At 44.8% G+C, this 21,680-nt stretch carries 17 protein-coding genes and 1 pseudogene; 4 read left to right on the top strand and 14 right to left on the bottom strand.

Annotation, left to right across the window (positions count from 1 at the left end; genetic code table 11):
* Positions 1 to 5: 5 nt before the first annotated feature.
* The 5 genes from ACESPU_RS05070 to ACESPU_RS05050 all read right to left on the bottom strand — a co-directional run bounded on the left by ACESPU_RS05070 (position 6) and on the right by ACESPU_RS05050 (position 6,586).
* Positions 6 to 587: a class I SAM-dependent methyltransferase gene (locus tag ACESPU_RS05070; RefSeq protein ID WP_146374881.1), complete on the bottom strand. Its 582-nt coding sequence runs from the start codon at positions 585 to 587 to the stop codon at positions 6 to 8.
* Complete coding sequence (ispE, locus tag ACESPU_RS05065) at positions 584 to 1,399, bottom strand: 4-(cytidine 5'-diphospho)-2-C-methyl-D-erythritol kinase (RefSeq protein ID WP_158532529.1); 816 nt, start codon at positions 1,397 to 1,399, stop codon at positions 584 to 586. Before ispE ends, ACESPU_RS05070 begins: the two co-directional genes overlap by 4 nt.
* A gap of 387 nt (positions 1,400 to 1,786) precedes the next feature.
* Positions 1,787 to 3,040: a DIP1984 family protein gene (locus tag ACESPU_RS05060; RefSeq protein WP_306439183.1), complete on the bottom strand. Its 1,254-nt coding sequence runs from the start codon at positions 3,038 to 3,040 to the stop codon at positions 1,787 to 1,789.
* A gap of 790 nt (positions 3,041 to 3,830) precedes the next feature.
* Complete coding sequence (locus ACESPU_RS05055; RefSeq protein WP_373133175.1) at positions 3,831 to 5,246, bottom strand: nitrate/nitrite transporter; 1,416 nt, start codon at positions 5,244 to 5,246, stop codon at positions 3,831 to 3,833.
* 23 nt (positions 5,247 to 5,269) lie between these two features.
* A complete protein-coding gene (locus tag ACESPU_RS05050) occupies positions 5,270 to 6,586 on the bottom strand; it encodes a folylpolyglutamate synthase/dihydrofolate synthase family protein (protein ID WP_158532530.1) in 1,317 nt (438 codons plus the stop codon).
* A gap of 83 nt (positions 6,587 to 6,669) precedes the next feature.
* Between ACESPU_RS05050 and ACESPU_RS05045 the strand changes: the two genes are divergently transcribed.
* The gene (locus ACESPU_RS05045; protein ID WP_005862879.1) at positions 6,670 to 6,927 is read left to right on the top strand and encodes a TIGR03905 family TSCPD domain-containing protein; all 258 of its coding nucleotides are present in this window, start codon (positions 6,670 to 6,672) and stop codon (positions 6,925 to 6,927) included.
* Here ACESPU_RS05045 and ACESPU_RS05040 read toward each other — a convergent pair.
* The 5 genes and pseudogenes from ACESPU_RS05040 to ACESPU_RS05020 form a co-directional block, all read right to left on the bottom strand.
* Positions 6,917 to 7,600, bottom strand: coding sequence for a response regulator transcription factor (locus tag ACESPU_RS05040; protein WP_005862877.1), 684 nt, complete (start codon positions 7,598 to 7,600; stop codon positions 6,917 to 6,919). The two genes, ACESPU_RS05045 and ACESPU_RS05040, sit on opposite strands and share 11 nt — an antisense overlap.
* A gap of 24 nt (positions 7,601 to 7,624) precedes the next feature.
* Positions 7,625 to 9,145: a HAMP domain-containing sensor histidine kinase gene (locus ACESPU_RS05035; protein ID WP_347171964.1), complete on the bottom strand. Its 1,521-nt coding sequence runs from the start codon at positions 9,143 to 9,145 to the stop codon at positions 7,625 to 7,627.
* Positions 9,146 to 9,228: 83 nt separating this feature from the next.
* Positions 9,229 to 11,610 carry a response regulator gene (locus ACESPU_RS05030; RefSeq protein WP_121962080.1) on the bottom strand — a complete coding sequence of 794 codons (2,382 nt, stop codon included), beginning with the start codon at positions 11,608 to 11,610 and terminating at the stop codon, positions 9,229 to 9,231.
* 95 nt (positions 11,611 to 11,705) lie between these two features.
* Positions 11,706 to 12,587 (bottom strand): AraC family transcriptional regulator, encoded by an 882-nt coding sequence (locus ACESPU_RS05025; protein ID WP_036612620.1) that lies wholly within the window; start codon positions 12,585 to 12,587, stop codon positions 11,706 to 11,708.
* Positions 12,588 to 12,882: 295 nt separating this feature from the next.
* Positions 12,883 to 12,960 (bottom strand): annotated as a pseudogene (locus ACESPU_RS05020) (cysteine hydrolase); the annotation flags it as partial.
* A gap of 186 nt (positions 12,961 to 13,146) precedes the next feature.
* On the opposite strand from ACESPU_RS05020, the gene ACESPU_RS05015 reads away from it, so the two are divergent.
* The gene (locus ACESPU_RS05015; RefSeq protein WP_259009601.1) at positions 13,147 to 15,513 is read left to right on the top strand and encodes an outer membrane beta-barrel family protein; all 2,367 of its coding nucleotides are present in this window, start codon (positions 13,147 to 13,149) and stop codon (positions 15,511 to 15,513) included.
* A gap of 76 nt (positions 15,514 to 15,589) precedes the next feature.
* Here ACESPU_RS05015 and ACESPU_RS05010 read toward each other — a convergent pair whose 3' ends face one another.
* Positions 15,590 to 16,201: a MarC family protein gene (locus tag ACESPU_RS05010; RefSeq protein WP_005862832.1), complete on the bottom strand. Its 612-nt coding sequence runs from the start codon at positions 16,199 to 16,201 to the stop codon at positions 15,590 to 15,592.
* 168 nt (positions 16,202 to 16,369) lie between these two features.
* On the opposite strand from ACESPU_RS05010, the gene ACESPU_RS05005 reads away from it, so the two are divergent.
* The gene (locus ACESPU_RS05005; RefSeq protein WP_005857480.1) at positions 16,370 to 17,695 is read left to right on the top strand and encodes a PhoH family protein; all 1,326 of its coding nucleotides are present in this window, start codon (positions 16,370 to 16,372) and stop codon (positions 17,693 to 17,695) included.
* A 74-nt stretch (positions 17,696 to 17,769) separates the two neighbouring features.
* Here ACESPU_RS05005 and ACESPU_RS05000 read toward each other — a convergent pair whose 3' ends face one another.
* Entirely contained in the window at positions 17,770 to 18,159 is a 390-nt protein-coding gene (locus ACESPU_RS05000) for a putative quinol monooxygenase (RefSeq protein ID WP_005857478.1), read from the bottom strand.
* Positions 18,160 to 18,322: 163 nt separating this feature from the next.
* On the opposite strand from ACESPU_RS05000, the gene ACESPU_RS04995 reads away from it, so the two are divergent.
* Positions 18,323 to 19,327, top strand: coding sequence for a DUF4925 domain-containing protein (locus ACESPU_RS04995; RefSeq protein ID WP_005862830.1), 1,005 nt, complete (start codon positions 18,323 to 18,325; stop codon positions 19,325 to 19,327).
* 91 nt (positions 19,328 to 19,418) lie between these two features.
* Here the strand turns inward: ACESPU_RS04995 and ACESPU_RS04990 are convergent, their stop codons facing one another.
* Both ACESPU_RS04990 and tgt read right to left on the bottom strand, forming a co-directional pair.
* Entirely contained in the window at positions 19,419 to 20,504 is a 1,086-nt protein-coding gene (locus ACESPU_RS04990) for an LptF/LptG family permease (RefSeq protein WP_022192194.1), read from the bottom strand.
* 12 nt (positions 20,505 to 20,516) lie between these two features.
* Positions 20,517 to 21,647: a tRNA guanosine(34) transglycosylase Tgt gene (tgt, locus tag ACESPU_RS04985; protein WP_005862826.1), complete on the bottom strand. Its 1,131-nt coding sequence runs from the start codon at positions 21,645 to 21,647 to the stop codon at positions 20,517 to 20,519.
* Between the last annotated feature and the right edge of the window lie 33 nt (positions 21,648 to 21,680).

Below are 21,680 nucleotides of genomic sequence, written 5' to 3'. Positions count from 1 at the left end.
TTAGTTTAGGATAAACGTTTTCCGCAAACGATGTAAAGCTGTTCGGTATCCTCTACGACGAGCGGAAGAAGATAAGGCTCCATCAATGCCGCCACCTCTCGGGCCGGGGGCAAAGGCAACGATAATCGATCGGCGTGCCGATGGTGGTGCGTATTGATCTTTTCCTTGCTCTCGCTGTGGCAGATAACCAATTTACCGCCGGGCACGAGCAAGTCGCTCATATGCTCGATCAACCGTTCCGGCCGCATGAAATGCGGGTAGGCGCTATACAGGATAATATAGTCGAATCCTTTCCCCTCGTAGCTCATAGCGTCCTCTTGGAGGAACTCGATGAGCGGATGATCCGGATATTTCACGCGTGCTTTCTCGATCATTTGGCCCGCTATATCGATCGCTACGATTTGCCGGGGCTCGTACGGCAGCAGGTAACTTTCCAATATCCCCGTGCCGCAACCGACATCGAGGATGCGGGCGTTCTGCCGCAGGTTGGTACGATCCAATATCGTCCGGATTTTTCCCGGATCATGTACGCAGACAGCGTCCCAGCGTTCCGCCATCGTATCAAAAAAAGTCTCTATTTGATTCATGATAATTGTCCTTCCCATAGAAAACAATCGCTGAACAGGGATTGTTCCTTGAAATGGGTTGGTTTTTCGAACAAACCGAACACGGACGATCCGGAGCCGGACATGGCGGCATATAAGGCGCCTCCCTCGTATAAGGTATCCTTGATCCGCTCGATCACGGGATGTTTCGGGAATACGCTCCGCTCGAAATCGTTCACCATCCGCTCTTTCCATTCGGATACCGGTAGCCGGATGATCTCTTTCAAGGAGGTCTCGGGCGTGGCGGGTGTTACCATCGAATAGGCTTCGGGGGTGGAGACGGCTACATCCGGTTTTACCAAGCATAGATAATAATCCTTCAAGGATAAGTCCACGGGCTCGAATTGGTTTCCCGTGCCGGTCGCGAATACCGGCGTGTTACGGATAAAGAACGGGCAATCGGCTCCGATGGTGGACGCTATCGCCTCCAACTCATCCGGGTGAATATCCAAACCGCAGAAATCATTGACCAGCTTCAACATAAAAGCGGCATCGGTGGAACCTCCTCCAAGCCCGGCGCCAAAAGGTATCGCTTTCAACAAATGGATCTCTAGCGGGGGAATCTCGTATCTCGTCTTTAGGGCGTTCAGCGCTTTTATGACGAGGTTCTTCTCTTGGGGAGCGTCTACCGGGATTCCGGTCCCGGTGAAACTGGGCTGATCCGAGGCGACGATCTCGAGGGCATCCTTCACGGGGATCGGATAGAAGATGGTCTCTATATTATGATAACCGTCCGGACGTTTGCTTACCACGTTCAGACCTAGGTTTATCTTGGCATTCGGGAAACAGATCATAGTATTTAATGTTTGTTTTATATGATACGCGAAGATAATGTTTACCGATCAGAATTACCTTAATCTGATGGGCAAATAGGATAATCACACCAAAATTTCTCCATAAGTGTCATACCGCCAGCGACCTGTTTCTCCATATCCATTAGGATGCCCATAATTAAATGCCTGCTTAAAAGAAAATCCCTCCGACCCGCCCTCATTCTCTTTATAGTCAGTATGCGGTAGTAACAATGCAACCTGTGGCTTGAGCTTGTAACAATACTGAGCATTACGATTCTTTTTGCGCTATGCTCCGCTCTCGCTTCCATTCGCAGTAGGTTCGACAATTCATTCTCAATTGCCAGAGATATACTCGCCCTATTTAAAAAGAACTACCTAAATTATGCTTTATATCAGTTCCGTCAACCAATTTAGCTGTTGGATCTTCACGTCCAATTCACGTAATTGCTTGGAATATGAATCTATTTCTTTTTGTAAATCTGCCACATTTATTGTGCGGACATAACGGATTTCATTTGCCGAATAACGTTCTAAACTGCCCGTTGCCGATTGCGTGACGGAACGAAGGACGGAGATGCGCAATGCTAAGATATCTTTCTTTGCGATCATTTCCGTAAGGCTTGTACCTTCTGCAAGGGTAGCCATGTTGGTTCGGTTGATTCTGAAAATCAGTGTCTCCAAATCATTCAGATTATTATTCAACTCATCCATAAGCCCCCGTGGATCTTCTGCGGGCTCTTCACCTTCTTGAATCCGGGCATTGTTTTTTAGCCGGACTTCCAGTTGTGATATTCTTTTTTGTAAATCAGCTCGTAAGCTGAGAGCTTCTGCTAATTTCATAATTCGGTATGTTTTTAATGTTTGCTGTTCTTGCTCTTTTGGAATTGCATACCCGATCATGAAGAGGGCTGCTTCCAGAGAACGCATGTCTTTAAATTGGCATTCTGGGAAGTTTAATACTTCTTTTAATAGCCAATTGGCTTTAAGGTTGCATTCAATATGGATTTTTCCTCGATCAAGTTTAGAGAATTTGTAAATGTCGCTGTTAGGATTCCGATTAACCTCCGGATTTCGGGCATCACCATAGGCGAATTTTAATGAAGAAGGGACACCGCCTTGTTTCTGCTCTATACAATATAGTTTCACCAAATAGCATAAAGCGGCTCCTACACGACTATCGTAGATGATAAAATCATTTATATATAAAGAATAAATCTTGGTGAATCCTGAGTTCATAATAATTATCTCATCCTTTATATCTAAAGAGTCACGGGTTAAGACCCCTTCTGCCTTCATTAGATAATTCACAAGGTTGGTTTGTGCCTTGATCCTTTCTTGATTTTCCCGTATAACGCCTCCCCATTTTAATATATCGAGGCAAGCATCTTGGCAAGCTTCGTTGTCATTATTTCGGATACTCGCTTTAAGTCGTTTGGCATAACTTTCCAATAAGGCATTGTTTTCCTCCCAATTTAGACCTCCCCATTTATATTTGTGGCAAGCATCATAAAAAGAGGTACATTGCCATTCCTCCTTCTCTTTCTGATTGTAATATGAATGGGTGAAATTAGATAGTTTATCACGAAGCCACTGGATAAATCCAGATACATACTGATCGTTTAGGAATTGTTCTTTTGTCATAACAACAGATTTTGTGTAAAAATAAACATTTTATTATATATAATAATGTTGTAAGTATATTATTTGAATTTGATTTTACTTTTCTTCTTACGGACATAGTCGTAGGCATCACGTGTAAAAGAGGAGGATTGACGTTTTGACATTCTGTTATCTGAACTCCCGGAGAAGCGTTTTTTCCGGGCTAAGGTACGCCTTACTTCCGAAAATGGGATAGAATAATAGCATTTAATTGTCTTGTAGTGCTTTATGGAAATAGGCCCTTTCATTCTAGCGAGATTAATTCATCGTATCTCATACTCTTAGGTGAAAATAGCCATTTTATACGAGTGTATCGATTGATTCTATAGGATGCGAGGGCTGTTTCTTCCTTATGTATCGCCTAATACATACGGTTGCGTTACCTAATGCATACGGTTGTGTTGCCTAATACAGCCTTTTGTGTTACCTAACTCTATTACTTTTGGGTCTAAACAGGGGTGTTTATGTAAAGAAATGAGGGAAAACGTATGATTTCATCATAGGTTTCTCCCTCATTTCCTCTATTCGTAAAAAGGTCTTGACATCGTTATTCTGTTATTTTGATCATAATGTCAAGATTATAGTGTTTTAGCTTACGGTCCCTATCTTATTAGTCTTTCCAACTGGCTACAATTTGTAGTTGTTTCGCTACTCCTCTTTTTCAAACGAACTTTTTGTGTGTTCCAATGACGATGGTTTTCAGTCATCAAAAAGACAGGCGCGGTAAATCAAGTTTACAGCGCCTTCCATTTATTTAGGGTTATGAGCTTTATTAAGGCTCCGCGATCATCTCTTTAGCGATTATCTCGGCCTCGGCTTTATCGGCGTCCTTTTGGATGTTCGGCAATTCAAGGCCGTAGCCTTTGATCCGGTCCTCACGTTTCAACATCAAGGCGATGAAGAGGGCGAGTACACCGAAGCAGGTGAAGACTGCCATCGGTATCGTATAGTCGTAAGCCGGTTTGCCCGTACCATTGTCTATTTTGCAATACGTATCCAATATCCAGCCGATTAATAAAGGAACCATACTCAGACCGATATTCTGTACCCAGAAAATCAAGGCATAAGCCGTGCCTAATTGCTTCTCCGGGATAATCTTCGGAACAGATGGCCACATCGCCGATGGAACCAAGGAGAAAGCGATACCCAATACGATCATCACGATTGTCGCGAACCACCACTGATTCAAGATCGGAAGTGTGAATAATAAATGCACGCCGATCAACATCAAGGCACCATAGATCATGATCGTCGCCCCTTTACCCTTGCGGTCGTATAAGTTACCGAAGAACGGAGTCAGAAGAATCGTGCCGAAAGGTAAGATAGCCGGGATGTTTCCCGCCAACTCCGGATCTACGTTATATTTATTGACCATCAAGTCCGTAGCGTATTTCAAGAAGGGGAATACGGCCGAATAGAATAATATGCAAAGCAGAGCGATCAACCAGAAACCCTTATTGGTAACGATCAATAAGATATCTTTCAAACGGAAAGGCTCTTCCTCCTCGGCTTGCTCGATAGCGTCCATCGAAGCGTCCAGCTTGCGATCCATCACGCAAAATACGAGGAAGGCGATCAAACCGATACACAACATACAAAGACAAAGCAAGATAGGAGCGGAGATACTACCGAAGTACTTGGCGGCGGGAACCGTGATAGATAAAGCCAAGGCCGTACCCAAACGAGCCGTAGCCATCTCCAAGCCCATAGCCAACGCCATCTCTTTTCCCTTGAACCACCGTACGATAATCTTAGATACCGTGATACCGGCGGTCTCCACGCCGACACCGAAGATCGCGTATCCGAGGGCGGCCACCATCACTTGCGCTTTCCATCCGAAAAGCTCTCCTTCCATCGTAAACGCGTCCGAGATGGCGTAATATTTAATGGAACAACCGATAATCATCAAGATACAGGAGGCGACACCCGTGAAACGGACACCCATCTTATCCAGAACGATACCACCAATAATCAACATGAAAAGAAATACGTTGAACCAACCGTAAGCGCTGGTGAACCAACCATATTCCGTACTCGTCCAGCTTAGCTGTTCTTCCAACATCGGTTTAAGCGGAGCCATTACATCCGTAAGGAAGTATCCGCAAAGCATCGTGAATGCCGCCAAAGCGAGTACACTCCAGCGTGCGACTTTCGAGTCGCTTAGTTTCTGATGAATTTTTTCTATCATGATATTTGTTTTATAGAGTTATATTATTTGTATTCGTCTTCTTTCATGAACAAGGGGAGAGCGTCCGCTACGATAAAGGTGCTTCCGCCGATAAAGATCAAGTCATCCTTGTCGGCACTTTTTAACGCTTTCTCGACCGCCTCTTTCACCGTTTCGCAAAGGACTCCGGGCAGTCCCTTCCGCATGGCTTTCATGGCGAAATCCTTTACGGGCATCGCTCTCTCCACGGAGGCTTGCGTGAAGAAATAAGAAGCATCTGGTGGCATCAAGGATAATACGCCGTCGATATCCTTGTCGTTCACCATACCGACGATCATATAAATTTCGCGGAAACGGCTTCTCATGGCATTCAGGTGTTCCGCTATGTGTTTCCATCCACCCACGTTGTGCCCGGTGTCGCAAATGACGGTCGGTTTTGTCCGCAAGGTTTGCCAGCGGCCCATCAAACCCGTCAGTTGGGTCACGTGCCCGAACCCTTCATGGACGGCCTCGGGCAGGATGTCAACGCCGCACTTCTCGCGGAGCAGGTGCAGGGCGGAGAACACCGTGATGGCGTTGGCTTGTTGTACCTCTCCGGCAAGCTCGCCGATCACCTCGCCGTATTCTATGGAGGGGAACTTCCAGTGTACCATCGACAACCCTCCGGTCCCCTCCAGCATTCCCATGCTCAAGGCGTAGTGGAAGGGTGCTCCTGCCTTTCTCGCCTCGTTCTGGAAGAGGTCGAAAACGGAGCGTTTCTCTGCCTCCCCCAGAAGGACGGGTACGCCTTTCTTGATAATGCCGGCTTTCTCCGCCGCTATCTTCTCCTCCGTATCTCCCAAGAATTGCGTATGATCCAGACTGATATTCGTGATGATACTCAAGATCGGGGTGATGATGTTCGTACTGTCCAAACGACCGCCAAGCCCGACCTCGATAACCGCGTAATCTACCTGCTGGTCGCGGAAATACTCAAAAGCCATACTGGACGTCAGCTCGAAGAAAGAAGGATGGAGAGGCTCGAAGAAAGAACGATGACGCTCGACGAAATCGACCACGTAATCTTGGGAGATCTTTTTCCCGTTCACCCGGATGCGTTCCCGGAAGTCCACTAAGTGGGGAGAGGTATAAAGCCCGACCTTGAAACCGGATTGCCGGAGAATGGCCGCCAATAGATGGCTGACCGAGCCTTTGCCGTTTGTCCCGGCTACATGGATGGTCTTATAGGCTTTATGGGGATTTCCCAGATAATCATCTAGGGCGATACTTGTACCAAGACCGGGTTTGTAAGCGGAAGCTCCGCTGTGTTGGAAGACCGGGATGCTGGTATATAGATAGTGTAGCGTTTCCTCGTATGTCATGTTTTTGTAAATTAGATGCTACAAATGTAGTTAAATTTATTTATACCTTTGCGACTCGTTTATAAAAAGGAGAGAAAAAGAAAATGGAAACACGACGTATAACCTATACGCCTCAAGGAGGCGTTTGTTCTAAGTTGATGGTGATCGATGCGAAGGAGGACGTGATCGAGAATGTGCAGATTGTAGGAGGTTGCCACGGTAACGGGCAAGGCATGTGCGCCTTATTGAAAGGTATGCGCATCGAAGACGCTATCGGCCGTTTGTCTGGCATCGATTGTCATGGAAGGGGAACTTCATGCCCGGACCAGATGGCACAGGCATTGAAGCAATTCAATCGATGATCAGCTTATATCCGATTCCCCGGATATTCAAAATCTTGATAGACTCGTCTTTCGATAACTTATGACGTAGCTTGGTGATAAAGACATGCAGGCTGCGTGCGTTGAAGAAAGAATCATCTCCCCAAAGGTCTATCAAGATCTCTTTCATCGGTAATACTTGGTCCTTATTGTCGCAAAGGCGCTTCAATATCTCGGATTCCCGGTTGCTGAGGAGTTGTTTCTCTCCCCGGTAGACCAATGTCTGCGTGATGGAATCGAACGTATAAAGCCCGATACGGAAAGAGGTGGCTTCCGGTCTTTGGACGGACACCTTATGCAGTAACGCCTTGATGCGTACGATCAATTCCGCCATGCCGAAAGGCTTTTTCAGGTAATCGTTGCCGCCTGTCTCGAAGCCCTCTACCACGTCGTTGGCTGCGGAACGGGCTGATAGGAATAGGACAGGGGTGTGCGTATCCGTCTTACGGATCAATTTGACCATCGTGAAACCATCCATCTTGGGCATCATGATATCCGCTACGATAATGTCCGGGTTGATCTCCGCATAACGGGAGAGGCCCTCCTCGCCATTCGCCGCTAGGGTGATATCGAACTCGTTCCCATCCAGCGTATCCTTGATGATCATGGCCAATGTAGGCTCGTCTTCTACTAGTAGTACTTTTATCTTTTCCATATTTGATACTTGATTTTCGGATTATTATTTAAAATGCAGGGTAAAGGTGGAGCCTTTGCCGGGGACGCTTTCCACACGGGCTGTTCCTCCATGTTTACCCATCATGTCTTTTACGTAATATAATCCTAGGCCATAACCTTTCACGTTGTGGATATTCCCGCTGGGAACCCGGAAGAACTTGTCGAATATCTGCCGCTGGTTGGCTTCGCTGATACCCGGGCCGTTATCGGTTATGGAGATTGTCGTTTCGTGATCGTCTTGCCGGGCTGTCGCTTCGATGCGGCAAGGTTCCTTGTCGGCGTATTTGATCGCGTTATCGATAAGGTTGCTCAACATATTATATAGGTGGGTACGATCGGCCACCAATTCTATATCCTCGGGGATGGAGCAAGTAAACTCCACGGGTTTGCTCGCTTTCAGTTTGTATTGCTCGATGAGGGAGTTCACCAACTCGTTTAATGAGATGGTTTCGGGGCGCAAGCGGAAGGTACTGCGGTTCTCTACGGCGAGTGTCAAGATTTGTTCCACCAATCCGGTAAGATGGATAAGTTGGTCTTTAACGATCGTCAGGTATTTCTTCTGTTTCTCGTTGACGGGATCGCTAAAGTTCAATAATGCGTCTACGGCGGCATAGCTGACGCTGATCGGGGTTTTCAGCTCATGCGTCATATTGTTGGTGAAATCGGTCTTCAATTCTTCCACGGTCTTTTGCTTTAAGATGGTGCGGAGTAAGTATATGAAAGCGCAAATGATCAGCAAAAGCAATAGGAAGGAGGAGATCAGGATGCCTTTCATCTGGGTGAGTATCACGCTAGCCGGCGATTTGAGGAACAGGCGATATTGTAACGTGCTCTCGTTATGGAGCGGGTAATCGAAATGCACGGGGTTTTTCCACGTAGTGAATCGTTCTGGCTTGTCCAGATGCATCCAACCCTTCTCGTCCCCGTTGTTTGGTTTATAAATCGTTACCAGCTCATGTTCCGTTACGATATTTCTTGCCTCCAGCTCCGAGGTTAATAATTTGTTGTAGGTCTTGAAATCAATTGGTTTTATAGAATCTATATTCGCGTGCATCGCTTGCTGCACCATGTCCTCCACCTCGCCGATTACATATAGGTAATCCGTTAGGGTAGAGTCTATCGAGCTAAAGTCCTCCTCATCCCCGTAATCGATATGTAGTTTCATGTGTGAGTCGGGATTTGCCGTCTTGAAGATATCTTCCCGGTTAAGGTCAGGATCTTCTTTCTGCGGAAGGATCGAAGCTTTTGCGTCCATCTTCTGCTTATTAGACGGATCTAGCTCTGAGCTGAAGTACACATCTTGGGTTTGAGGTCCCAGCGCTCCCTGTTCTTTTTTGATAGATCGGATGCGCAGGAACAACTCCTTATAGTCGGCGATCTTCATCGCTTCCTCTATATTGATCTCCATCTGTTTATATAATGTATCATATAAACCTTTCAGCCAGTATCCTTGGAAAACCAAAAGCCCGGCCAGCGATAGGACGATCAACAAAGCGATTAACTTAAAACGAAGTCTGATGTTCATGAAGTCTCTTTATGCTTATAATCGAATTGATCGCTAAAAATAGACAATTTTATTACATGAACTTTTAATACGCAAGATAAACTTTATGCGGGCGCTTGTAAATATTTACTAAGGATGCCCATCAACGCCCCAATATCAATCGGTTTAGCCAAATGATAATTCATGCCCGCTTTGATAGCGTTTGTCACGTCTTCGGAAAAAGCGTTGGCGGTCATGGCTATAATTGGCATATGTGCGATATCCCTTCGTTGGAGGGAACGAATCTGCCGGGTCGCCTCATAACCGTCCATGATAGGCATCTGGATATCCATCAGTATTATCTGGTAAAATCCTTCTTCCGATTGGGCGACTTTATGTACGGCGTCGAGCCCATTTATCGCCGTATCGATAGTGATACCGGTGCTGCCGATGATCTCTACGGCGATCTCACGATTTAACTCGTTATCCTCCACCAGCAAGATGCGCTTGCCGGAATAATCGACGTTTGATAACTTGAATGGGCGGATCGGTTCCGGCTGGTCTCCTTCGTCAAGGAAAGATCTCAATACTTGGAGTAGCTTGGACTTATAGAGAGGCTTGGTGATGAATCCATTGGCCTTAACCTCCTTAGCCTCTGCCTCATATTCCTCAAGATCGTATGCGGAGAGAATGATGATCGGTACGTCCGCTCCCACGAAACGTCTGATTTGCCGGGTTGTTTCAATGCCGTTCATTTGAGGCATCTTCAAGTCAATGATCACGGCGAAATACTCTTTCTCCGCTAAATGATGCTGTCGTACTTTTTCTATAGCTTCGCTACCTGAGTATACGCATTCACTGTTTATCCCGATCTCTTGCAAACAGCTAGACGTGTTTAGACAAGCGATCTTATCATCATCTACCACAAGAACCTCTAAACCTTCTACCTCTATCTTATCATCGGGCTTCTGATCCCGGCAAACCAATGGCATGTCGATGGTGAAGCGGGAACCTTTGCCATATTCACTCTCCACCTTGATATCTCCTCCCATCATCTGAATGATCTTATGGCTGATCGACATCCCGAGGCCAGTGCCTTGTATCCTCTTGATCTCATCATCGCTCGCACGCTCGAAAGGCTCGAAAATCTTATCCAGAAACTCCGGTTTCATACCTCTTCCGTTATCCTCAAACACGAATTGATAATTTCCGATGCCATTATGAGGGTCCTTCTCGTAGATTTCTATCGTGATTCGCCCATTCTCCGGCGTATACTTAATTGCGTTCGAGAGGATATTCATCAATACCTGTTTGATACGCTGCGTATCGCCTTTTACATTCTCATGCCTAAGGTTCTTGACGTGTATATTTAAAGTTTGTTGTTTGTTTTTGATCTCTGGTTGCATCATAACGACCAAGTCTTGCAAGAGCTCACCCACATTGAACTCATCCTCCGAAAGAATTAACCTGCCACTTTCGATCTTGGACATATCGAGAACCTCATTAATCAGACTCAATAATAATTTAGAGGCTCCATTGATTTTTTCCATACAATCTAGTATTCTTTCATGTTCATCTACATGGGCTTTGGCTATAGTCGCCATTCCCATGATGGCGTTCATGGGTGTACGGATATCGTGACTCATGCGGGCGAGAAAATCAGATTTGGCTTGGTTGGCTTGTTCCGCCGACTTTAGTGCTTCTTTAAGTTGCTTTGACTGTTTCTCCAGTTTCTTTTGCAACTCCCTCTGTTCGGTAATGTCGGTGATATTGATGTAAACGATAAGATAGATAGGCTCGTCGCCTTCCCAGCCGATACATTCCCCGTTCAACTGTAGCCAAGCGCCGTTGCCGTTTTTGTCTTTCGACTGGATAACGAAATGTACAGGTTCCCCTTTTAGCATACAGGGGATATGTGCGTTCATCGTATTACGACTTGTTTCATCTAAACGGGAGAAAGGACTGAAAGATAAAAAAGAATTTTTATCGATACCAGAGAAGTCCATATATTTATCATTTGCCTCCAGCAATGTAAAACTGCCGTCTTTATGTACTTTATGCTTGGATATGAAGCCGGGGATATTATCATAAGTGATCGTTTGCTCGATCCGCCTTCGCATTACGTCCTCTACATCGGTCATTACCGTATAGGAGATAGGGATGCCGTCTTGTAGTTGGTCGGTAAACGTTGAGGTGATTTTAGTCCATCTTTTTCCTTTTCTCGTTGGCATCTGGATAACGGTTTCGTAACCGCTGGCTTTATTAGCTATCGTCTCGTAAACATTCTTGGATAATATATTCCAAGCTTCATCATAACCTTTAAAATACAAATCGGGTTTATTGTGGAAAAGAGCTTCATATTCTTCTTTGGGGTAACCTATCATATCGTAATAGAAGTCATTTGCCCATAAAAGTGTAAAATGCTCATCCAATAAATGTTTGCTAACGCTAGCTCCCGTAAGCCCCATCAATAAGTTGTATTCTAGATCCGTCTCTCGCCCTTCCATCGTATGTCTTTTTATATTATCCTACAAAAGTAAAAATTATAAAAGGTACCCTTGAAATTCTTCTTTTTGATAATATGTTCCGTTTTTGCTTTCAGCTAGTCGGATGTTTTCTGGTAACAAGAATAGGTATACGATTTACCCCTGTATTCTTGTGGAGTCATGCCTACATTTCGACGGAAGAACTTATTAAAGAACGATAGATTATTAAAGCCGAGGTCCATCGCTATGTTCTTGATTTCTCGGTTGGTCCCTTTCAACTGAGCCTTAGCGTCTATGATTATTGTTTGCGTGAGGATCTCTTGAGGAGTCTCTCCAATCGCTTTTTTGATGGATGTCGAGAAATAAGAGAACGTGAGGCCCAACTTCTCGGCATAAAACGATACGTTATGCTCTTTCGTATAGTATCTCAATACCATATTTAGGAACTCTTGATAGATTTGTAACGGACGTGTAAGTTCCTGTTTCTCTAATGGGTAATTTTTACTGTATATTTCTATGATACCTTGACTACACATCATGAAAATGGCCTTTATCATCTCTTTATTGTTCAAGATATCGGGATATACGGCATATTGATAGAGAAGCTCGTAGAAGTTCGTGATCAGGTTGGCCCTGTTTTGGGATATTTTTATAATCGGATACCTGTAAATCATCAGTAGATAACCCATCGTGCTCTTGATAAAATTGGTGTAACACATAAAATCGAAAGAGAACGCTATGAAATAGATCAAGATGTCGGGGGATATCTCATGTATTTGTATGCGACTATTGGGCAATAGCGTTACAACATTGAGTTTCGAAGTGGTCAATTCTGACATATTGATAGTTGAGCGTATTTGCCCTTCCATGCAAAGGATAAAGACCCCAGCTTTTATCTTACAAGGAATATTTATAAACTCCTTGAGTTCATCGGCGGATATGTATTTACCAACCATAAAGTCCGTAGGTGAATCAAGGCAGAGGAACTGTTTATCCATATTGTAAGATTTTTGACGTCAAATATAAATATTAATTGAAACTCAAATGTTGTAAAAGGAAATATGGAACATATTATCCCAAAAAATAGTTAGCCAAGACTAAATAAGATCCTTTACACCCATAAACTTGAACGGTTGCGCCGGTTTAAAGTCTTGTGCGACCAGTCGCTACCATCCCGTTTGTTCCCGAATAAACTACTCTTGTACACATGATTTTCAACTTTTAATAGGTTATCTTCAAATATTTGATTGATATATCAACAGTTAGAACCTCTTAATGTTCAGTTTACGTTTTTGCGTCAAAGAGTACGGCGGCCTTGAAACCTTTTTCCTGCAATTCCCTTAGGTGAGATTTAGCACAAAGGATACCACTCGTACTACTTTTCCGAAGGTGTTTTCTAGATTACCTTGTTCCTCTTTGTTGGGGTTGATAAATGGCGATAAGACTAAATAACATTCCTGATAAGACAAGGTAAGACTTCGTAAGTGAGTGGTAACATAGTTTCTTTTAAGAATACGTTTCTTTTGTATGAACGAAAAATGATAAAAACAAACCGATATGAAACGTACTATTTACTACATGATTTTATGCTTGCTGATGAGTCTCGGTGAGATGATGGCACAAGGTATTTCCGGGAAGGTGATGGATGGCAAGGAACAGCCGGTAGATGGAGTGGCGGTGATTTTACAGACCCTCGACTCTGTATATGTGGATGCCGTGGTTACCGATACGCTTGGGGATTTTCGATTGAATCATCCGCTAGACCAGTCGTATCGACTTATTTTCCAACACATCTTATATAATATGGTAGAGAAAGAGATAACTACCGCCAACGTAGGTACGGTGGTGCTGGAGGAGAAAGATTATCAGTTGGCCGAGATTACCGTAAAGGGAGAACGCCCGCAAGTGAAACTGGAGGGAGGCAAGCTGACGTATGATGTCCCTCAACTGATGAAGGATAAGACTGCCACGAACGCTTTTGAGATCATCAAGGACTTACCGGGGCTTATCGAGCGGAATGATAATCTGGAGCTGGTAGGGGCCAGTCGTTTGAATATAATCTTGAATGGGCAGTTGACGACAATGTCGGCAGATCAATTAATCCAGTTACTGAAAACTATGCCGGCCTCAAGGGTCGAAAAGGCTGAGGTGATGTATAACGCTCCAGCTAAATATAATGTCAAGGGGGCGTTACTCAATGTCGTATTGAGTAAGAATGAGTCCGAGATTCCTTCTTGGCAAGGTGAAACGGGTGTGGATTACACCCAATATCGCCATGCGGGGGGAGATGCGCATGTGAATTTACTTTATACGAATAAGGGCTTTAGCATAGATTTCCTGTTGAATGGTAATAAGAGACGGGATGTGATGGGGGAGGATATGTTGGCCCGCCATACATTAAATAGTGGTATGACGGAAATAAGCCAACATAATCGGGCCCTTGTCCATGTAAATAGAGGAACGGTTCGTCTGGGAATGGATTATACGTTCGCGAATGAGGATAAACTCTCTTTGGCATATTATCTGAAGGGAGATAAAGTCTTATCGGACCGTGATGCCTTTACCTCATATCTGGATCTGTCGAAGCCGGAAAATAAAAGTGAGAGTACGAGCTTGGTCCGTGATGACGGGCACTCCGCTATTCATAATATACGTTTACAGTATGACGGACATGCCGGGATATCGGCAGGAGCGGATTTCACCCGTTATCATTCGCCCTCGGTACTTGATTACCAGGATACGAATACGAATGGTTCCCGGACTGATATGATAAATAATACGAGACAGGATGTATCCCGCTGGTCCGTATTCCTAAATAAGACACATAGTTTCGCTTCCGGGTGGGGATTGAATTACGGCGTGCATGGAGGTTACGCCTCGTCGAAAAACTATTCGGAGTATTTATATGAGCAAGGTGCTGGCTATGAGATGGACGAGGAAGCGTTGGAGGATAATACACAAAAGGAATACATCGCTGATATTTTCGCCGAGGTATCGAAAAACTTCGGAGAGCGTTTCTCTGCTACGGTCGGGCTGAAAGGGGAGTATTTTAAGTCTGACTACGCCTCTAGCCGGGAAAATATGAACCTATGGAATGAGGGGGCGTTGTTTCCCACCGTATCCCTGAGCTATACGTTTTCTCCCCGACATATTTTACAGTTCGATATAAGTAGCGATAAGACCTATCCCGGTTATTGGCAAGTCTCCCCGCAAGTAACGCCTCTAAACTCTTACTCGGAGGTGGCGGGAAATCCCTTGTTGAAACCTTATCGCACGTATGAGGGGCAGATGGTCTATATCTTCCGCCAAAAGTATATGCTGGTAGCGTTCTGTGAATACACGCCGGATTATTTCGCCCAACTTCTTTATCAAAGCGATACGGAACTGAAGACCGTTTTTCGTTTCGAGAATATGGATTATAGTCTGGAAGCGGGATTGGCGGTGATCATTCCTTTTAATGTGGGTCGTTTTTGGAATAGCCGCATCACACTGCGAGGTTGGAGGATGCAAGAGAAGAATGATAACTTCCACGGCATCTCATATAACCGTGAGGCTTATCTCGGGTTAGCGCATATGAGTAACACATTTAACCTATGTGATAAACCGAATTTAAAAATGACGATAGACGGCCAATACGTGACTCCCGGTGCCATCCAAGGTATATACGACTTGGGTTCCATGTATGAGATATCCGCTGGATTAAAATGGACTTTCTTGAATGACCGTGCCAGCTTGACACTTAAAGGAGACGATATTTTCGCCAGCAGCATTCCACGTACCATCAAGATAAACCAAGGCAATCAATGGAGCCGGATGAGGAAATTGAATGATGAGAGATGTCTGAAATTATCTTTTGTCTGGAAGTTTGGTGGTTACAAGGAGAGGGAACATGATTCGATAGACACATCTCGTTTCGGAAAATAATAGATACCTTGTAGTTTCATCCTAATGAACTCTTTGTTTCAATAGGATGAAACTGGATGCTCTTCTAAAGGAAATCCTATATTGCTTTCGTACTCGCTTCTATCTGTTCCATTAGCAGGGTGATATTGCTCATGAATAGCTTGACGGAGATCGCCAGCAGGATGATACCGAAGAATTTACGGATCAGGTATATGCCACCTTTCCCCAAGACTTTCTCTACCTTGCGTGTCATGCGGACAACAAAGTAGACCCATAGCATATTCAGTACCAAGGCTACGATAATATTCACGCTGGCATATTCCGCACGGAGCGACAACAAAGTGGTGAACGATCCCGCTCCGGCTAGCAACGGGAATACCAGCGGCACCAACGTAGCTTCCTTGATCGGCCCTTGGTTCTTGAAAATCTCTATGTCGAGAATCATCTCCAAAGATAGGAGGAAGATCACAAAAGCGCCGGCCACGGCAAACGACTCGATGTCCACATGGAAAAGCCTGAGTAATATATCCCCGGCGTAGAAGAACCCTAATAACAATAGAAAGGAGATTAGGGTTGCCTTCAACGCATTGACATCCTTGCCTTTATCCTTTAGGTCTATGATGATGGGAATAGCTCCGATTATATCGATAACAGCGAATAATACGATGAATGCGCTAAGTATTTGTTGGAAATTGAAATTTGTGAACATGACGTTACCCTCCTCTATTTTTTAATCCTCGTAAAGATACATATTTTTCCTTGAATTGGTCAATATGACGAAATTATTGGTGTGTGTAACTAATTTTAGCAGGCCTGAACTATCAACGTGTCAGAATTGTTCTTATATTAGAAGCAATAATCATTAAATCGAAAGGCCATGGGAGCAAAGAAGAATTTTGTGTTGGACACGAATGTCATATTACATGACTATAAGTGCATCGAGAACTTTCAGGAAAATGATATCTATCTACCCATCGTGGTATTAGAAGAGTTGGACAAGTTCAAGAAGGGGAGTGAGCAGATCAATTATAATGCCCGTGAGTTTGTTCGGGAGCTAGACTTATTGACCAGTAATGACCTGTTCTTGAAAGGCGCCTCACTAGGACCGGGAAAAGGTACACTCTATATCGTGACCGGTGATAAGTACCAGGAGAAAATAGCGCATTCTTTTCCGGATAAAACGCCAGATCACCGTATCTTGTCTTGTGCGTTGACGATCGCCGAGAAGAATCCGAAGATCAAGACAACCTTGGTCAGCAAGGATGTGAACCTTCGTATGAAGGCTCGTTCTTTGGGTATTCCCGTTGAGGATTATATCACGGATAAGGTCGTGAATGTAGATATTTTCGAGCGTGCGCAAGAGACCTATGAGAATATAGACCCCGATTTGATCGACAAGATCTACAGCTCTCCGGAAGGCGTGGACGCAGATTCGTTGGATATCAAGTCTAAGCTCGACCCGAACGAATGCTTTATCTTGAAAAGCGTACGTAATAGTGTATTGGCTCGCTACAATCCGTTTACGGATAAGATCAAGAAGGTGGATAAAGGCACGAACTTTGGTATCCAGCCCCGTAATGCCGAGCAGAGTTTCGCTTTCGAGGTGTTGAACGATCCGAATATCAAGCTGGTGGGGCTGACCGGAAAGGCCGGTACCGGAAAGACGTTGTTGGCGTTGGCCTCTGCCTTGAAACAAGCCGGCACGTATAAACAGATACTTTTGGCCCGTCCGATCGTCGCTTTGGCGAATAAGGATCTCGGTTTCCTTCCGGGTGACGAGAAGCAAAAGGTCGCTCCTTATATGCAACCTCTATTCGATAACCTGAACGTGATCAAGACTCAGTTTGCCCCGGGTAATCCCGATGTCCGTAAGATCGACGATATGCAGAAGAACAACCAGTTGGTGATCGAGGCGTTGGCCTTTATCCGGGGTCGTAGCTTGTCCGAGACTTATTGTATCATCGATGAGGCCCAGAACCTCACGCCGCATGAGATCAAGACGATTATCACCCGTGCGGGAGAGGGAACGAAGATGGTCTTCACGGGAGATATCCAACAGATTGACTCCCCATATCTAGACGCCCAAAGTAATGGCTTGGCCTATATGATCGACAAGATGAAAGGACAGGACTTGTTCGCCCATATCAACTTGATAAAAGGCGAGCGAAGCGAGTTATCTGAGTTAGCGTCAGATCTTTTGTAATTAAATATAGGGAATTGAAGATTGAAAATAAACGCTTATGTGAAGCTTGATTTTTAATCTTCAATTCTTAATGATTAGTCATTTACACTCGGGCAGACATAAATCTTCCGGAAACTACCTTTATAGGAAGGGTCTCCCATATCTTTGATCTCATTCAGATGTTGTTTAAGATGGGCGGTTTCGCCGTGCTTTTGTAATTCCCCGTCGTTTTTCCAAGTTTCGGCGATAAAGAATTCGGTGCTATCGGTGAGGGACTGGTACATGCCGTAGTCGATACATCCCGGTTCTAGCAACGTGCTTTCCTTGCATTTCAAGAATGATTCCTTTAAGGCGGAGACACATTCGGGTTTTACTTTCCGTTTGATATTCAGTACGACTTCCATGGATTCTTTATTGCTTCCTCCATTCGTGCAACCGGATAGAGCGATTAATACGCAGGCCATTGAGATAAACACTTTCTTCATGATAGATTGTTTTTAAGTATTTGATACGACAAAAGTAGTGAATTTTTGATCTAAACACAGGAATCGAACATCTGATATTAAATTATTGTTGTTAGTGGAAGTTGGAATGGATATATTTGTGATAATATTAATAGCTATTTATGTTAAATTTAAAACAAGAGTCATGAGAAAGAGTTTGTTGTATGTATTTGCCGTGATTTGCACGATGGGTTTTTTTACGGCATGTGGTGATGATGACGATTCAAGTTCTTCCGGTAACTGGCAAGACCTGTCGAAAACATACGAGGGTAAGAGCGTAAATCTGGTAATGGGTGAAGTGACAATCCCTGTTGACGGTAAATCGGTCGTGATTGCCGCTTCTTCTGCGGAGAAGGCATCAGTAACCTTGAACAATATCATCCCCGAAAATAAGTCGGTCGCTATTGATGCCGCATTGAAGGAAGCGGACGGCACTTATACGTTTACCGGCGAGAGTACGGTTGGCGATTGCGTGGTATCGGTAAATGGTACGGTGAAAGGGGGCGTAGCTTCTGTTGTTTATACTCGTAAATTAACTTCTTCTATCGTAGGTAATTGGAGCTTGAAAGCGGGCGTGGAAGCTATCTATGCGAATATCGTTACCGGAAATTCTACGATCGATGATCTCGTGCGTATGATAAAGCCAGTTATCAGTAACTTGATTTGGGGCAAAGTAAGCGTTGTAAATGTTAACTTACCGGAAGATGGAATCTTCGATGTTTCTTGGAGACCTATAGGGGCTTCTGAGGATAAAGGAATCGGTGAGATCACGAAAATGGCAAGTATCCAATATTGTGTGGTAGACGGGAAATTTATGGTGGCTGTGGATAAAAATTATGTGACAGTCTTGACTACTTTATTACAACAGGCTGCTGGTGACAAATTGGAGGCCGCTGGTATCTCTATTGACGAGATCATGAAGCTTTTGGTTGATTTAGGAGGTTATTATGGTCTACCTCTTAACATGAAGGTGGATGGAAGTGAGGCTACTTTTTATGCGGATAAGGATTTAATCGTACCGGTTTTGACCATGATAGCTCCTATCTTGAAACCGATGGTTCCGGAGAATTATCAGCAAATGGTAGATATGGTATTGCAACTACTTCCGAACGCAAAAACGTTAGAGTTTGGACTTAATTTCACGAAATAATTGAAAATCCTAGGTTGTAGAGACGGGGCACACCCCGTCTCTACAACTGGATGAAATTTGGCAGAGTTATACCAATATAGGAGTTAATCAATTACCTTGGTGCTTTCTGATATAAGAATATCGCTATAAATGTATAAACTATATTCGGTATCCAGGCCGCTACGGCAGGACTCACATAACCATTAATAGCGAAGGTGGAAGTAACCGTCATAAACAGGATGTAAGAAAAACTCAACGCCAATCCGATACCAATATTCATACCCATACCTCCCTTTATTTTCCGGGAAGACAACGACGCTCCGATAGAAGTCAAGATAAACGCCGCCATGATCGTGGCGAAGCGCTTATGATACTCGATCTGGAAGGTCTGTATATTCCCGATACCTCTTTTTTTCTGTCGGTTGATATACGTATTTAGCTCGGGCGTTGTCATCGTCTCGCAATCATTCACGGAAATCAGGAAGTCCGAGGGCACGATGGTCAAGGTCGTATCCTTACGGGAGCCTTGGGAAATATGTTCCCGCATGCCATCGAAATCACGGATCATATAATCGATAACGGTCCATTGATAAAGCGAGTCGTATTTGATTGACTTGGCGGTCAGACGGGAGATCAATTTCTTATCCTCGAAATGCTCCAGAGAGAAACGGTATCCCATGTTCGAGCGAGCGTCATAGCTATCGAAATAAGCGATAATACCCGGCTCGATCTCCAATTGGGCGTTCTTTACGTAGTCCACCTTCTTGTTGCGGATATACTTGTTCTGGAAATCGATACGAGTCTCATTCGCCGGGGGAATGATGTAAGCGTTTAGGATAAACGTCACGATAGCGATAATCGTAGCCGAGACTGCGTAAGGAAGCATTAACCTACGGAAACTCATACCGCTGGCAAGCATCGCTATGATCTCCGAACGATCCGCTAGCTTCGACGTGAAGAAGATCACGGCGATAAATGTGAACAACGGACTGAACAAATTGGCGAAGTAGGGGATAAAGTTCAAGTAATAATCCACGATGATCGCCTTCAAGGGGACATCCGGATTCAAGAACTTATCGATCTTCTCGTTTATATCGAAAACGACGGAGATAGAGATAATCAAGGCGATAGCGAACACGTACGTGCCCAGAAACTGCTTGATGATATACCAATCGATCCGTTTTAGTTTAAATTTCATCTGTCTCGTTTTTTATAACCGGTTCGCTAATTGACGGACCATACCACTTTTCCATGTAGTAAAATCGCCAGCGATGATATGTGCCCTCGCTTCTTTCACCAACCATAGGTAGAAAGCGAGGTTATGGATAGAAGCGATCTGTAAGCCAAGCATTTCTTTCGCCTTGATCAAGTGGTGCAGATAAGCCTTGCTATATAAGGTATCCACGTAGGAATGTCCGTCCGGATCGACTGGCGAGAAATCGTTCTCCCATTTCTTGTTACGCATATTGATAGTACCGAAGCGGGTGAAGAGTTGGCCGTTGCGTCCGTTACGGGTCGGCATGATGCAGTCGAACATATCGATGCCTCGTTCGATCCCTTCCAGCAGATTGATCGGGGTTCCTACGCCCATCAAGTAACGAGGCTTATCTTTCGGCAAGATCTCGTTCACGACCTCGATCATCTCGTACATCTTATCGGTAGGCTCACCAACGGCCAATCCCCCGATAGCGTTTCCATCGGCGCCTTTTCGGGCCACGTTCTCCGCCGCCCTCTGCCGCAAGTCCGTATAGACGCATCCCTGTACGATCGGGAAGAGACTTTGCCGGTAGCCGTATTTCGGCTCCGTGCTGTTGAAGCGGGCGAAACAACGATCCAGCCAACGCTCGGTCAGGCCCAGTGATTGCTTGGCGTAATTGTAGTCGGCATCTCCCGGGCAACACTCATCGAAGGCCATGATGATATCCGCACCGATAGAGCGTTCGATATCCATCACCTTCTCCGGCGTGAACATATGCTTGGAGCCGTCGAGATGCGAGCGGAACTCGGCTCCCTCTTCATGCAGCTTACGATTGTCGGAAAGGGAGAATACCTGAAACCCCCCGCTATCGGTCAATATCGGGCGATCCCATGTATTAAACTTATGCAAGCCTCCGGCCTGCTCCAAGATCTGGATACCGGGACGAAGATACAGATGGTACGTATTCCCCAAGATGATTTGTGCTTTGGTATCTTCCTTTAGCTCGGTCATATGTACACCCTTTACCGTACCTTGCGTACCCACGGGCATAAAAATAGGCGTCTCGATTACCCCGTGATCGGTGGTAATCAAGCCCGCCCTAGCGTTCGATTTCGTATCGTTATACTGTAATTCAAATGTCATGTATCAAAAATTTGTGACAAAGGTAGCATTTTT

Origin of the sequence: Parabacteroides sp. 20_3, from assembly GCF_964238835.1 — a bacterium.
GTDB classification, from domain to species: domain Bacteria; phylum Bacteroidota; class Bacteroidia; order Bacteroidales; family Tannerellaceae; genus Parabacteroides; species Parabacteroides distasonis.
This window is presented reverse-complemented; position numbering and strand designations above follow the sequence as displayed.

What these genes read in the sequence shown, in the direction of transcription:
- ACESPU_RS05070 (WP_146374881.1), bottom strand. Translation starts at nt 587, where the DNA reads ATGAATCAAATAGAGACTTTTTTTGATACGATGGCGGAACGCTGGGAC.
- ispE (WP_158532529.1), bottom strand. Translation starts at nt 1,399, where the DNA reads ATGATCTGTTTCCCGAATGCCAAGATAAACCTAGGTCTGAACGTGGTA.
- ACESPU_RS05060 (WP_306439183.1), bottom strand. Translation starts at nt 3,040, where the DNA reads ATGACAAAAGAACAATTCCTAAACGATCAGTATGTATCTGGATTTATC.
- ACESPU_RS05055 (WP_373133175.1), bottom strand. Translation starts at nt 5,246, where the DNA reads ATGATAGAAAAAATTCATCAGAAACTAAGCGACTCGAAAGTCGCACGC.
- ACESPU_RS05050 (WP_158532530.1), bottom strand. Translation starts at nt 6,586, where the DNA reads ATGACATACGAGGAAACGCTACACTATCTATATACCAGCATCCCGGTC.
- ACESPU_RS05045 (WP_005862879.1), top strand. Translation starts at nt 6,670, where the DNA reads ATGGAAACACGACGTATAACCTATACGCCTCAAGGAGGCGTTTGTTCT.
- ACESPU_RS05040 (WP_005862877.1), bottom strand. Translation starts at nt 7,600, where the DNA reads ATGGAAAAGATAAAAGTACTACTAGTAGAAGACGAGCCTACATTGGCC.
- ACESPU_RS05035 (WP_347171964.1), bottom strand. Translation starts at nt 9,145, where the DNA reads ATGAACATCAGACTTCGTTTTAAGTTAATCGCTTTGTTGATCGTCCTA.
- ACESPU_RS05030 (WP_121962080.1), bottom strand. Translation starts at nt 11,610, where the DNA reads ATGGAAGGGCGAGAGACGGATCTAGAATACAACTTATTGATGGGGCTT.
- ACESPU_RS05025 (WP_036612620.1), bottom strand. Translation starts at nt 12,587, where the DNA reads ATGGATAAACAGTTCCTCTGCCTTGATTCACCTACGGACTTTATGGTT.
- ACESPU_RS05015 (WP_259009601.1), top strand. Translation starts at nt 13,147, where the DNA reads ATGAAACGTACTATTTACTACATGATTTTATGCTTGCTGATGAGTCTC.
- ACESPU_RS05010 (WP_005862832.1), bottom strand. Translation starts at nt 16,201, where the DNA reads ATGTTCACAAATTTCAATTTCCAACAAATACTTAGCGCATTCATCGTA.
- ACESPU_RS05005 (WP_005857480.1), top strand. Translation starts at nt 16,370, where the DNA reads ATGGGAGCAAAGAAGAATTTTGTGTTGGACACGAATGTCATATTACAT.
- ACESPU_RS05000 (WP_005857478.1), bottom strand. Translation starts at nt 18,159, where the DNA reads ATGAAGAAAGTGTTTATCTCAATGGCCTGCGTATTAATCGCTCTATCC.
- ACESPU_RS04995 (WP_005862830.1), top strand. Translation starts at nt 18,323, where the DNA reads ATGAGAAAGAGTTTGTTGTATGTATTTGCCGTGATTTGCACGATGGGT.
- ACESPU_RS04990 (WP_022192194.1), bottom strand. Translation starts at nt 20,504, where the DNA reads ATGAAATTTAAACTAAAACGGATCGATTGGTATATCATCAAGCAGTTT.
- tgt (WP_005862826.1), bottom strand. Translation starts at nt 21,647, where the DNA reads ATGACATTTGAATTACAGTATAACGATACGAAATCGAACGCTAGGGCG.